The 13,326-nt window shown below is 66.6% G+C and carries 9 protein-coding genes; all 9 read right to left on the bottom strand.

The window, feature by feature from the left end:
- Positions 1 to 12: 12 nt before the first annotated feature.
- The 9 genes from AABA86_RS17120 to AABA86_RS17160 all read right to left on the bottom strand — a co-directional run bounded on the left by AABA86_RS17120 (position 13) and on the right by AABA86_RS17160 (position 13,125).
- A complete protein-coding gene (locus tag AABA86_RS17120) occupies positions 13 to 1,224 on the bottom strand; it encodes an ABC transporter substrate-binding protein (RefSeq protein ID WP_338307620.1) in 1,212 nt (403 codons plus the stop codon).
- A 116-nt stretch (positions 1,225 to 1,340) separates the two neighbouring features.
- A complete protein-coding gene (locus AABA86_RS17125; RefSeq protein ID WP_212251320.1) occupies positions 1,341 to 1,916 on the bottom strand; it encodes an HdeD family acid-resistance protein in 576 nt (191 codons plus the stop codon).
- Positions 1,917 to 2,042: 126 nt separating this feature from the next.
- A complete protein-coding gene (locus AABA86_RS17130) occupies positions 2,043 to 3,566 on the bottom strand; it encodes an FAD-dependent oxidoreductase (RefSeq protein WP_338307621.1) in 1,524 nt (507 codons plus the stop codon).
- Between the two features lie 27 nt (positions 3,567 to 3,593).
- Entirely contained in the window at positions 3,594 to 4,220 is a 627-nt protein-coding gene (gene folE, locus AABA86_RS17135; RefSeq protein ID WP_338307622.1) for a GTP cyclohydrolase I FolE, read from the bottom strand.
- Positions 4,221 to 4,355: 135 nt separating this feature from the next.
- On the bottom strand, positions 4,356 to 5,246 hold the full coding sequence (locus AABA86_RS17140) for an alpha/beta fold hydrolase (protein ID WP_338307623.1): 891 nt from the start codon (positions 5,244 to 5,246) through the stop codon (positions 4,356 to 4,358).
- A 126-nt stretch (positions 5,247 to 5,372) separates the two neighbouring features.
- A complete protein-coding gene (locus AABA86_RS17145; protein WP_212251312.1) occupies positions 5,373 to 6,200 on the bottom strand; it encodes a metal-dependent phosphohydrolase in 828 nt (275 codons plus the stop codon).
- A 215-nt stretch (positions 6,201 to 6,415) separates the two neighbouring features.
- A complete protein-coding gene (locus AABA86_RS17150; protein ID WP_212251310.1) occupies positions 6,416 to 7,294 on the bottom strand; it encodes a transglutaminase family protein in 879 nt (292 codons plus the stop codon).
- Positions 7,291 to 9,828: a circularly permuted type 2 ATP-grasp protein gene (locus AABA86_RS17155; protein WP_338307624.1), complete on the bottom strand. Its 2,538-nt coding sequence runs from the start codon at positions 9,826 to 9,828 to the stop codon at positions 7,291 to 7,293. The genes AABA86_RS17150 and AABA86_RS17155 overlap by 4 nt, the downstream gene beginning before the upstream one ends.
- Before the next feature lie 27 nt (positions 9,829 to 9,855).
- Positions 9,856 to 13,125 (bottom strand): transglutaminase family protein, encoded by a 3,270-nt coding sequence (locus AABA86_RS17160; protein ID WP_338307625.1) that lies wholly within the window; start codon positions 13,123 to 13,125, stop codon positions 9,856 to 9,858.
- Between the last annotated feature and the right edge of the window lie 201 nt (positions 13,126 to 13,326).

The following is a 13,326-nucleotide window of genomic DNA, read 5'->3' on the forward strand; positions in this document are numbered from 1 at the left end:
GAGCTCTGCCCCTCACGTCCCTTTCAGCAATTCACTCGCCACCACCCAGTCGTTGCCGTCGAACTGCAGCATGTAGCCGTCCTTGATCGGGCGGAAATCCTGCGGCGTGGTGTTGAGCGTGATGCCGGGCATCAGCAGCGACAGCGGCACGTTCTTCAGGTTCGCCGCCTGCGCCATGATGTTCTCGCGCGTCAGATTGTCCTTGCACTGCTTCAGCAGCACCACCAATGCCTCGGCGACGGTGTAGCCATAGAGGCCGGCGACGTTGTTGACGTCGGCATTGGGCAGGCGCTTCTTCATGAAGTCGATATAGGCCGTCATCGCCGGATCGTCCTTCGGCGTCTCGACGAACGGCTTGAGCGCGCCGAGCGAGAGCACGCCCTTGCCGGCATCGAGCCCGGCCGGGACCATCACGGTCGCCTTGTTGGCGCAGCCGGAGGCAAGGAAGCGCGTCGGCTGCCAGCCGACCTCATGAGCTTTCCGGATCGCCTGCGCACAGGCGCGCGGCGTCACCGAATAGATCATGAAGACGTCGGCCTTGGTGTTCGCCAGCGTCAGCACCTGGGAATCGACGGTGGGGTCCGCGACCTCGAAGCTCGAGGCCATCGCGATCGCCTTGTCGGCGTCAGCGCCGAGCGCCTCCTTGACACCGCGAAGATATTCCTTGCCGGCATCGTCGTTCTGATAGAGCACGGCGAAGCGCGCGTTCGGGTTCTTAGCGCGCGCATAGGCGACGTCGATCGCGGCCTCGCTGGTGTAGTTCGGCGCCCAGGGCAGCGCCATCGACCACGGCATGTTGGCGGGATCGTTCCATTTCGAGGCCGAGCTGATCAGGAACAGCTGCGGCACCTTGTTGCTGTTGAGATATTTTGCGATCGCCGAGCTCGGCGCCGTGCCCATGGTCGCGAAGATGAAGGCGACGCCGTCGCCCTCGACGAGGCGCCGCGCCGCCTCCATGGTCTTGGGCGGCGAGAACGCATCGTCCAGCGAGATCAGGTTGAGCTTGCGGCCGCCAACCCCGCCCTTCTCGTTGACCTCGTCGAAATAGGCCGCGATGACCCTGCCCGTGATGCTGAGCGGCGAGGCCGGCCCGCTATAGGGCATGGTGTTGCCGATCTTGATCTCGGTGTCGCTGACGCCGGGACCGTAGGATTTTTGCGCGGAGACTGGCGTGGACAGGCAGGCGGCAGCGAGCGCTGCGGCCAGGGCCAAGGCGGCTTTCATGGTTTCTCCCCGGTGATCATCGTCCGCGCGAGGCGACCGCGCGGCGTGCTGCTTTTTGTCAGCGTGCCAGATCAGCGGAGTTCCGCAAGATGGTCTTGCGTCGAGTTGCTGATGGCTCAGCCGCGCCGCTTCAAGCTGAAGCCCAGGCTGATCCAGCCCGCTCCCGCCATGATCAGGTCGAGGCCGAGGAACAGGCCGAGGATGTAGACGCTGTTCACCGGCCAGCGCGCGACGATCAGGAGGCCGAGCAGCAGCGTGATGGCGCCCGACAGCGCCACCCACACCCACGGGCTTTCACGCTTCATGTTGAAGGCGAGAAACAGCCGGACGGCGCCCGAGGCGATCAGCGAGGCGCCGAGAAACAGCGTCAGCAGAACGGCCGCGAATAGCGGATTCTCGAAGGTGAGAAATCCCGCGACGACGTAGAGCACGCCGAGCAAGGCCCAGACCAGGAACTTGCCCCAGCTCTTCATCTGGAATGCGCCGATAATTTCGGCAGCGCCGGCGACGATCATCATCGCGCCGACCACGATCACGCTCGCCACCGTCGCCATCACCACGCTGCCGAGCGCGACGAAGCCGGCGATGAGATAGACGAAGCCGAGCGCGACGATCCAGCCCCATTTGGCATGCAGGGCGGCAATGCCGGAGCCGAGGCTCGCATGGTGAGACGTATCCGAAGCACTTGTCATGGCGGTCACTCCTGCATGCGCAGCCCGGAACGCGGCCGAAACCAGCACGCGCCGCTCCAGGACGATAGCCAGCAGAGCAGCGGCAGCCATGCGCGACATTGACGCAAATCAAGGGAATACGGCGCTTCAGGTGCGGGACCGCTCCATCTCGAGCTCGGCCTTGAGGTTGTCGAGATCGCGGTAGATCGAAGCAACCGCGAGCACGCGGCCGTCCTTGCGGTACTTCAACAGGCAGTCCTTGCCGCCGATGCTGCCGTCGATCGCGATCTCGTCAAAGCTCTCGGCGTGGCCGACATAGTTGATCGGCACGTCGTAGTGTTGCGACCAGAAGAACGGCACGGCGTCGAAGCGCTCGCGCTTGCCGAGCATGTTGCGCGCCGCGGTCTGGCCCTGGCGTTCGGCAACGACCCAATGCTCGACGCGGATGCTCTGCCGCGAATGCGGATCGGGCCAGCGCGCGATGTCGCCGGCCGCGAAAATGCCGGCGACACTGGTTTCGAGATATTCGCTCACGCTGACACCGCGATCCGCCGCAAGCCCGGCGTGCTCGGCCAGCGCAAGGCGCGGCCTGACGCCGATGCCGACCACGACGAGGTCGGCTTCGATGACAGCTCCGCTCTTCAGCGTGGCGCGGTTGCCGTCGAGCTTTTCGACGGTGTCCTTGAGGTGAAAGATCACGCCGTTCTCTTCATGGAGCGACCGGACGAAGTCGCCCATCTCGGAGCCGAGCACCTTCTGCATCGGCCGCTCTTCCGGCGCGACCACGTGCACCTCGATCTTGCGCGCCCGCAAGGACGCCGCGACTTCGAGGCCGATGAAGCTGGCGCCGATCACCAAAGCGCGCCTGGCACTCCCCGCGGCCTTGATGATGGCGCGGCTGTCGGCGACCGAGCGCAAGGTGTGGACATGCGGCTGGTCGGCGCCCGGGATCTGCAGCTTGACCGGCTCGGCACCGGTCGCGAGCAGCAGCCGGTCGAACGGGAGTTTGTCGCCATTGCCGAGCGTGACATTGCGCGCCTTCGCATCGATGGCGGAGACATCAGTGTTGAGCCTGAGATCGATGCCCGCGTCCCGATAAAAATCCTCGCCCCGCAGCGGCAGCCAATCCTCCGGTGCGTTGCCCGCGAGATAATCCTTGGAGAGGTTGGGCCGGTCGACCGGCATCGCGCCGTCATCGCTGAGCATGGTGATGGCGCCGGCAAAGCCCTCGCGCCGGAGCGTCTCGGCGGCTGCGAATCCGGCTGCGCCGCCGCCGACGATCACGAATTTCTCCGGCGTCGGCGCGCTGCGATGAGCGGTCGACGGCTTGGGCGCCTCGCGCTTGCGCCGAACGATGATGTTGTCCCGATCGCGCGCGACCTCCCACACCGCCAGCGCGTTCAGCGCCGGCGGGCGGGTGGCTTCGCCCGTGCGCAAGGAGAAGCAGGCATGATGCCAGGGACAGCGGATGGTGTCGCCCACCACCAGGCCCTCGGCGAGCGGCCCGTGGTAGTGGCTGCAGGCCGGCTCGATCGCAAAAATCTCGCTGCCGGCCTGCACCAGCAGGACGTCTTCCTCGCCGACATGACCGAGCAGTTTGCCATCCCTAAACGCGGTCAGCGACACGCCTTTGCTCAGGTCGGGTCCGCTCGGCTTGTTGTTCTCGGTCATGGCGCCGTCTCCTTGAGCAGCCGCGGGTCAATCGTCCGAATTGGCGAGCCCCAACAGTTCCTGGCGCGTCAGCGCATTGTCGCGGAACACGCCCAGCATGCGGCTGGTGACGAGATCGGTCCCGGGCTTGTGCGCGCCGCGCGTGGTCATGCAGTGATGCGTTGCCTTGATGATGACGCCGACGCCTTCAGGCTTGAGCACGTCGTTGATGGTATTGGCGATCTGCGCGGTCATCTTCTCCTGGATCTGGAGGCGCTTCGCGTAGATGTCCACCACGCGCGCAAGCTTGCTGATGCCGACGACACGGCCCTGCGGGATATAGGCGACCCAGGCGCGGCCGACGATCGGCGCCATGTGGTGCTCGCAATGGCTCTCGAAGCGAACGCCGCGCAGGACGATCATCTCGTCATAGCCTTCGATCTCCTCGAAGGTCTTTTGCAGGATTTCCGTCGGATCCCGCGCATAGCCGGAAAAATACTCTTCGAAGGCACGTGCGACCCGGTCCGGCGTTTCACGCAGACCGTCGCGCGCGGGATCGTCACCGGCCCAGCGGATCATGGTCCGGATCGCCTGCTCGACCTCCGACCTGTCGGGCCGTTCGGCCGGCGCCTGCGCCACCGCGACACGTTCCAGCTTGCGCACTTGTGACTTCATCGAGATCCTCCCCTGCAACGAGCCGCATACAGAAGCGACCCTCAGCTTGGACGGCTGCAATCGCAAAAGGTTCCCAGGATCAGGAAAAATCGGAGGGACGGCAGACAAGCCAGCTGGCCGGACGAGAAACGGCCTTTATGAGGCCGCTTCCCGGACCTCGACCACCGCCTGCGCCCATTCGGCCGGCCGCTCCTGCGGCAGATTATGACCGGCATCGGTGAAGACGCGCCGCTCGAATGGGCCCTCGAACTTGCGCGCGTGATGAGCGGTGCCGGGATTGACGCCGTCGCTGTCGCCGTCGATCGCGATAGCCGGGACGCGGATCGGCGGTTGGCCCGTGAGCTTCGCCTCGATCGCGGCATAAGCGGGGTCGCCCTCGACCAGCGCGTAGCGGTGGCGGTAGGAGTGGATCACGACGTCGACGAAATCAGGATTGTCGAACGACACCGCGCTCCGTTCGAACGTCGTGTCGTCGAACGCCCATTTCGGCGACCACATCGCCCAGAGCTGGCGGGCAAAGCCGCGCCGGTTGCGCTCCAGCGCGCGGCGGCCGCGCTCGTTGTGGAAGAGATATTGATACCAGAGCGCAGCCTCTTCCGGCGGCGAGGCCGGCTCCATGGCGCGGGCGATGTCCTGGATGTTGTAGGAATTGCCGGAGACGAGGGCGATCACGCGCTCCGGGTAGAGCGCTGAGACCACGCAGGCCGCGCGCCCGCCCCAGTCATAGCCGCCGACAACGGCACGCTCGATGCCGAGCGCGTCCATGAAGGCCAGAAGATCGGCCCCGAGCGCCGCCTGCTCGCCGGAGCGCGGCGTCGTCGGAGAACGAAAACGCGTCGGCCCATAGCCGCGCAGCCAGGGCACCAGCACCCGCGCGCCGGCTTCGGCAATGATCGGCGCGGTCTCGGCATAGGCGTTCACGTCATAGGGAAAGCCGTGGCCCATGATGCAGGGCCAGCCATCCGGCGCGCCGTATTCGCGATAGGCGATGTCGAGGATATCCGTGGTGACGGTTTTTTGTTGCATGATTTGCCTGCGGATCTGGTCGCTGTCGTAGCCCGTATGGAGCCAAGCGGAATACGGGATTTACGGATGCGGGCGCCCCCGCATTTCGCTTCGCTCCATGCGGGCTACAAGAAACGAGGGCTCGACCTATCTCTGCGGGCCGGACAGCGAGATGTCGCGCTCGGCGCGGAAGACGTTGCTGTAGAGATTGGCGATCCATTGCCGGCCGATCTCGGTCTTGTTGAGGTAGCCGATCTCGGTCTGGATGTGCGGCGCGACGCTGTTCCAATAGAATTGTGGATAGCGGTTCACGATGTCGGCCGGCGAATCGTAGCCGAGCTGGCGATTGATGCCGACCTCCTCGAACTCGTAATAGAGCGCGTTGGCCTTGCGCAGATAGTTGGGATCGCCGAGCTGGCCGATGAAATCGGCGGCGCGCAGGATCGAGGCATCGACGTCATACTCATGGCCTTCCTGGGCCGGAAAGCGCGTTCCCTCGATAGCGCGGGCGATGCGTTCAGGATCGAGGCCGGGAATGTGCTGCAGCCGCCGCGAGACATAGAGCTTCGAGCGGTCGACGTGATACATCATCAAGCTGGCGTCCGACGCACCGCGCGGCAATGAGATCTTGGTGTCGGCGGCATCGATGACAAAGCCGTCGATGTCATCCTCCTCGAACAGGCCGCGGACATAGCCGATATCGTGAGCGAGGCAGGCGATCAGGACATGGACGTAGTCCTCAGCCGTCAGATGGGTATGGAGACTTCGGCCACTGAGGATCGAATGGCCCGCGAGCGTCACCAGCATCGTATGTTCGATATTGTGGTAAAGTGCATCGCTGTTACCGATACATTCCATCGCCGTGCGGGTTGCGCTCTCGACCATGCTTGCAGCGGTCTCGCCGTACCGACGCCGCATAAACGTACCCAGCAGCTTCTCCAGGGATTCAGCCGCCAGTCTCGGCAACGTCATCATGGATGCAGCCCCGCGTGTCGGTGGTGTCCCATGTCAGCTCCCGAAGTCTCGTTCTTGTCCTCGACGCAACGACCCAGCATAGCCCATCTTGGGCCGAGTGACCAAACCCCCGGGAACGCGATTACGGAAATATGTTACCGTTGTGCTATGCAAGATCGCGGTTGCGATGAAGGCGCGGCACATCCGGGCAGCGAGCCCGGCCGACGGGGCCGCTTTTATTCCACCAGCACCACGTCCACGGCGACTCCGAGCTTCTGCTTCGGCGAGCCGACGATGATGCCGTCGACCGGCGAGACGTCGGAAAAGTCGCGCCCGACCGCAAGCACGATATGGTCGTTGCCGATCAAGAGATCGTTGGTCGGGTCGAAATCGACCCAGCCAAGCTCCGCCCCGCACCAAAGCGACACCCAGGCATGGGTGGCATCGGCGCCTTGCAGGCGGGCCTGGCCCGGCGGTGGAATGGTGCGCAGGTAGCCGCTGACATAGGCCGCCGGCAGACCGAGCCCGCGCAGCCCTGCGATCATCACATGGGCAAAGTCCTGGCAGACGCCGTGGCGCTTGTCGAAGACCTCGTTCAGCGGCGTCGAGATCACGGTGGCCTTGGGGTCGTAGCGAAACTCGGTGCGGATGCGATGCATGAGATCGACCGCGCCCTCGAGGATGCCCGCGCCCGGCGCAAAGCTCGTCCCCGCATAGGCGCTGACCGGACGCAGCACCGGCACCAGCGGGCTCGCAAAGACATAGCCGACCGGCGAGGACGGCCCGAGGCTGGTCGCCTCGAAGGCGATGTCGCGGATGCTCTCCCAGCCCGGGCTGCCCGCATCGCGCGCCGGCGGCCGGCGCGACACCGCCACGCGCGACCGCGAGTCGATCCGCAAGTTGCGATGGGAGGCCTCGATCACGATGCTCTCGGTCAGCGTGCCGAAGAAATCGCGCCGGACGTTGCGTTCGGCGGGGCGCGGACGAATCTCCACCTTGTGCGAGATCAGCTCCTGCCCGCCGCCGCTCCTGGGCTCCAGCCGCAGCGTGCAGCGGGCGAAGCTGACCGGATTCTCGTATTCGTAGGTGGTGACGTGACGGATGTCGTAGATCACGCCAGCCCCGTCAGCTTTTCCGGCCGGGCGGCATTGGGGCCATGCGGGAAGTAGTGCTGCCCGATCGCCTCGGCGAGGCTGAGCAGGTCCTGCTCCAGCGCGAACAGCGTCTTGACCTCGAGCTTCTCGGCTTCCGCGGTCGCCAGCATCGCCTGCATCGCCACGGCAAGGCGCTGCGGCTTCTCGATCAGGCCGTGCTCCTTCAGGCTCGGCAGCGCGGCGATGTGCTCGTTCAGCGTCGTCACCTGGAACGCCACCGAACGCGGATTGTAGCCGTCGAGCACGGCAAGGTCGCGCACCGGCGCCAGGATCGGCGCCAGCAGGTAACGCGAGCGGTAAGTGATCTGGCAGTCCACCAGCGTCAGCAGGATGTCGAGATCCTCGTCGCCGGCCTCGTCATAGGCGAACTGGCGCGTGAAGCGCGTGGTGTTGATGGCGCGCTCGGTGCGGCGGCCGATGTCGAGGAAGCGCCAGCCGGCGGCGCGATTCATGTTCTCCTGCGCCAGCCCTGCGAGGCTCGCGAGTTCCTGCAAGGTCAGCTCGGCCGCGCTCAGCACACCGTCGTCGCCCTCGACCTGATAGGCCAGGCGCTCAGCCATTTCGGTGATGACCTGCCAGGCATCGGGCGACAGCCGCTCGCGCAACGAGGTCGCCGTGCGCTGCGCCGCGCGCACCAGCGACAACGCCGAGCCGAACCGTTCCGCGCTCTGCAACGCTTCGGCGGTGATCCGCCCGGGCGCGGCGCGCGAGGTCTGCGAGATCGCGCCCCAGGCGACCAGCAGGCGCTGGATGCGTTCGCCCGATTGCAGCGAGGCCGCGGTGCCCTTGTTGGGCCCGCTCGGCGAGCCCAGCGCGCGCACCAGCCGAAGCGTCGCCTCGGCGCGTTCGAGATAGCGGCCGAGCCAGAACAGATTGTCGGCGGCGCGGCTCGGCAGCACGCCGGCGATGCGGCGGATGCGGACCTTGTCGGTCGCCGGCAGCAGCGTCGCGGTCGAGACCTGCTTGTCGGAGACCACCCAGACGTCGGCGGCGCGCGCGCCGTCGCCCATCGACACCGCGCGCGCATCCGGCTGCTCGGCGATCCGGCAGAAGCCGCCGGGCATGATAGCCCAGCCCTCTGGCGTCGCCGCCGCGAACACGCGCAGCACGAAGGGACGCGGCGTGATCTGGCCCTGCTCCCACACCGGCATGGTCGAGAGCCGCACCACCTCCTGGCCGACATAGTCCATGCCGCGTGCGGCGATGGCGTCGATCAGGCGCTGGCGGTCGCTCGCATCCAGCTCGCTCGCGAGCACCGGTCCGTTGCTGTCGAATCCGGGCACGCCGCGCCGATAGGCGCCTTCGATCGCGACCTCGTCGAGCCGTGCCAGCACCTCCTCGCGCGCGCTGCGCTGGCCGCACCACCAGGTCGCGATATGCGGCATCTTGAGCTCTTCGCCGAGCAGGCGGCGGCTGAGCGCCGGCAGGAAGCCGAGCAGCGCCCGTGCCTCCAGCACGCCCGAGCCCGGCATGTTGGCGACGACGACGCCGTCCTTGCGCAGCACGTCGATCAGGCCGGGCACACCGAGATGCGAGGACGCATCGAGCTCGAGCGGATCGAGCGAATTGGAATCGACCCGGCGAAGCAGCACGTCGAGCCGCTTCAGGCCGGCGACGGTGCGGATGTGGATGCGGTTGTCGCTGACGGCGAGATCGTCGCCCTCGACCAGCAGGAAGCCGAGATAGCGCGCCAGCGTCGCATGCTCGAAATAGGTCTCGCTGAAGCTGCCCGGCGTGAGCACGCCGATCCTGGGCTCGTCGCGGTCGGCGCGCGCACGAAGACTGTCGCGGAACGCCTCGAAGAACGGCGCGACGCGCGGCACGTTCATCGACTTGTAGAGGTCGGACAAGGCGCGCGAGAGCACGAGGCGATTCTCCAGCGCGTAGCCCGCGCCCGACGGCGCCTGGGTGCGGTCGCCGAGCACCCACCAGCGGCCGTCGGGTCCGCGGCCGACATCGGCGGCATAGATCGACAGATAGCGCCCGCCCGGCGGCGGCACGCCGCAGACGGGGCGGAGATATTCGGGACTGCCGGCAATCGCTGCCGCCGGCAGCGCGCCTTCCGCGACCAGCCGGCCCTCGCCGTAGATGTCGCGCAGCACGAGCTCGAGCAGCTCGGCGCGCTGGGTGATGCCGGCGCAAAGCTGCTGCCAGTCGGCCTCGTCGATCAGGAGCGGCAGATGGCTGATCGACCACGGCCGGTCGGCGCTGTCGCCGGGCGCTCGGTAGGTGACGCCGGCCTCGCGCAGATGGCGGTCGGCCATGCCGAAGCGACGCTCGATCTCCTCGGGCGCGAGCGCGCCGAAGGCATCGAAGAAGCGGCTCCAGACCGCGCGCGGGGCGCCGTCGGGGCCCAGGAACTCGTCGGGGATATCAGGCAGGCGCCTATAGTCGCGGACCCATTGCGCGAAGCGGCGCTGGCCTTCACGCTGGCCTTCACGCTGGCCTTGCCCCTTACCCGCCTTGTGGTCCTCTTCCGCCGCGCCCTCGGCCATGCGCCTCTCCCTGCCCCACCATCATACTCATTGCAGGAGCGGGGTCCGCAAGTCGAGGGTCAGCGGAAACTCATTTGTGCGTTCCTCGGGCGGTGGCTGGACCGGCCCTGGCGTATGGCCGTGGTCCTGGAATCGCGCCAGCCGCCGCGCCTCGGCCTCGTAGGTGTTGACCGGCTTGGTATCGTAGCTGCGCCCACCGGGATGGGCGACGTGGTAGACGCAGCCGCCGAGCGAGCGGCCGTTCCAGGTGTCAATGAGATCAAAGGTCAGCGGCGCATGCACCGGGATAGTCGGGTGCAGGCCGGAGGCCGGCTGCCAGGCCTTGAAACGGACCCCGGCCACGGCCTCGGCGGAGCGGCCGGTCGAGGTCATCGGCAGGCGACGGCCGTTGCAGGTCACGATGTGGCGGCCCTCGACAAAACCCTCCGCCTTGACCTGAAGCCGCTCGACCGATGAATCGACATAGCGCACGGTGCCGCCGGCCGAGCCCTCCTCGCCCAGCACATGCCAGGGTTCCAGCGCCTGGCGCAGCTCCAGCGTCACGCCGCCATGGTGGACGCGGCCGAAGGCGGGGAAGCGGAATTCGAGCTGCGCCAGGTACCATTCCGGCTCGAACGGGTAGCCGAACTCCTTGAGCTCGCCGAGCACGTCCAGAAAATCCTCCCAGATGAAATGCGGCAGCATGAAGCGGTCGTGCAGCGCCGTGCCCCAGCGCACGAACTTGCCGGCCTGTGGCTCGCGCCACATCTTCGCGATCAGCGCGCGGATCAGGAGCTGCTGCGCCAGCGACATGCGCGGATCGGGCGGCATCTCGAGCGCGCGGAATTCGACGAGGCCGAGACGCCCCGTGGGGCCCTCCGGGGAATAGAGCTTGTCGATGCAGATCTCGGCGCGATGGGTGTTGCCGGTGATGTCGACGAGCAGATGCCGGAACAACCGGTCCACCAGCCACAGCGGCGCCTGGGTGCCCGGCGGCGGCACGTGCGAGAGCGCGATCTCGAGCTCGTAGATGCTGTCGTGGCGGGCTTCGTCGATGCGCGGCGCCTGGCTGGTCGGGCCGATGAACAGGCCGGAGAAGAAATAGGACAGCGACGGATGCCGCTGCCAGTACAGCACGAGGCTCCGCAGCAGATCGGGCCGGCGCAAGAACGGCGAGTCCTCCGGACTGGAGCCGCCGATCACGACATGATTGCCGCCGCCGGTGCCGGTGTGGCGGCCGTCGACCAGGAAACGGTTGGCGCCGAGACGCACCTTGCCCGCGTCCTCATAGAGGCCAGTGGTGATATCGACCGCCTCGCGCCAGCTCTTCGCCGGCTGGATGTTGATCTCGATGACACCGGGATCGGGCGTCACCTTGATCACCTCGACGCGCGGGTCGAACGGCGGCGGATAGCCTTCGACATGGACCTGGAGCTGCATCTCCTCGGCGGTGGCTTCGAGCGCGGCGACCAGTTCGAGATAATCCTCGATGCGCTCGACCGGCGGCATGAAGGCGCAGAGCACGCCGTCGCGGACCTCGACCGACATCGCGGTGCGGACCGGGACGGACGTGTTGAGCTGCTCGGGCGCGGCCCGCGGCGGCGCTTCAGGGCGCGCTGCGAGGGTGAACACCGGCAGCTTGCCGCGCGCCTCGATCGGGTCCCGCTCGACGATGTAGGGATATTGATTGGGTGGAACGTAGCCGAGCGACCCGATCGGCAGGCGCAGGCCGAGAGGAGAATCGCCCGGCATCAGGAACAGATGATTGCGCCGCAGCTGCCAGCGCTCGCTGCGCCAGCGCGGCGGCGCGTTCCAGCGCTGCACCGGCAGCACGAAGCCGCGCGGCGTGTTGAGGCCCTGCTCGAACACGCGCGCCATGCGCGCGCGCTCCTCCGGATTGGCTAATTTGGAGTCGGACGGATCGACGTTGACGGGAAGCTCGGCTTCCTTCTGAAGCCAGAGCGCGGTGTCCTCATAGGCCGGCATGATGTAGCCGGGATCGAGCCCGAGCCGGAGTGCCGCGCCCTCCATGAAGGTCCCGGCATCCTTCACCTCGGCACGACGCGGATTCCCGATCCTGGCGATCAGGTCGGCATTCTTCCAGATCGGCACCCCGTCCTTGCGCCAGTACAGGCCAAACGCCCAGCGCGGCAGGCTCTCGCCCGGATACCATTTGCCCTGGCCGTAATGCAGAAGGCCGCCGGGCGCGAAGCGCGTGCGCAGGCGGCGGATCAGATCGTCGCCGAGCGCGCGCTTGGTCGGGCCGACCGCCTCCGTGTTCCACTCCGCAGCTTCGAGATCGTCGACCGAGACGAAGGTGGGCTCGCCGCCCATGGTCAGCCGCACGTCATCGGCGGCAAGATCGCCGTCGACCTGCTCGCCGAGATCGTTGAGCCGGGCCCAGGATTCGTCGGAGAACGGCTTGGTGATGCGCGGCGCCTCGCGGATGCGGCGGACGCTCATATCGAAGGCGAACTCGACCTCGGCAAAGCCGGCGCTGCCGGAGATCGGCGCCGCCGAGCGATAATGCGGCGTGGCGGCGACCGGGATGTGGCCCTCGCCCGCGAGCATGCCGGAGGTCGCGTCGAAACCGATCCAGCCGGCGCCGGGCAGATAGACCTCGGCCCAGGCGTGCAGGTCGGTGAAGTCGTTCTCCACTTCCGGCGGTCCCTCGATCGGATCGATGTCGGGACGGATCTGGATGAGATAGCCGGAGACGAAACGTGCGGCGAGGCCGAGATGACGGAAGGTCTGGATCAGCAGCCAGGCGGAGTCGCGGCATGATCCGGCGCCGGAGACGAGCGTCTCCTCCGGCGTCTGCACGCCGGGCTCCATCCGGATGATGTAGCGGACCTTCTTCTGAAGCTCCCGGTTCAGATCGACCAGGAAGTTGACCGTGTTCGGAGCGTCCTGCGGGATCGAGTCGAGATATTTCGCGAACAGCCGATCCGGCTTGACGGTCTCCAGATAAGGCGCCAGTTCGGTCTTCAGGTCGTTCGGATAGTCGAACGGAAAACTGTCGGCATAGGGCTCGACGAAGAAGTCGAACGGGTTGACCACGGTCATCTGCGCCGTGAAGTCGACCTCGATCTTCAATTCGGTCGTCTTCTCCGGGAAGACATAGCGGGCGATCCAGTTGCCTTGCGGATCCTGCTGCCAGTTCACGAAATGGTTGGACGGCGTGACCTTGAGCGAATAGCTCAGGATCGGCGTGCGCGTATGCGGCGCCGGCCGCAGGCGGATGGTCTGCGGACCGACATCGATCGGGCGATCGTATTTGTAGTGCGTGACGTGGTGTAGTGCGACGTAGATCGACACGGGGTGCGATGCTCCAGCAGCTTTTTTGAGCAGAACACCTGAGGTGGACGCGATCAAGCACTAACAACGGGCAGAGGGTGCCTAGGAAGTATCCGGGCTACGCGGGCAGTGTCGCAGGGCGGGCAAAGGCGCGCTCTTGCGCGCCGTGCCCACGGCTTCTGTTGCGTGGGCACGGCGCAAGTGCGCCTTTGCCCACTCTAC

The sequence above is a fragment of the Bradyrhizobium sp. TM233 genome, from assembly GCF_036247965.1.
GTDB lineage: Bacteria > Pseudomonadota > Alphaproteobacteria > Rhizobiales > Xanthobacteraceae > Bradyrhizobium > Bradyrhizobium ottawaense.

Coding starts and splice junctions, on each gene's coding strand:
- folE (WP_338307622.1), bottom strand. CDS start 4,220: ATGAAGTCACAAGTGCGCAAGCTGGAACGTGTCGCGGTGGCGCAGGCG.
- AABA86_RS17140 (WP_338307623.1), bottom strand. CDS start 5,246: ATGCAACAAAAAACCGTCACCACGGATATCCTCGACATCGCCTATCGC.
- AABA86_RS17130 (WP_338307621.1), bottom strand. CDS start 3,566: ATGACCGAGAACAACAAGCCGAGCGGACCCGACCTGAGCAAAGGCGTG.
- AABA86_RS17145 (WP_212251312.1), bottom strand. CDS start 6,200: ATGATGACGTTGCCGAGACTGGCGGCTGAATCCCTGGAGAAGCTGCTG.
- AABA86_RS17120 (WP_338307620.1), bottom strand. CDS start 1,224: ATGAAAGCCGCCTTGGCCCTGGCCGCAGCGCTCGCTGCCGCCTGCCTG.
- AABA86_RS17125 (WP_212251320.1), bottom strand. CDS start 1,916: ATGACAAGTGCTTCGGATACGTCTCACCATGCGAGCCTCGGCTCCGGC.
- AABA86_RS17155 (WP_338307624.1), bottom strand. CDS start 9,828: ATGGCCGAGGGCGCGGCGGAAGAGGACCACAAGGCGGGTAAGGGGCAA.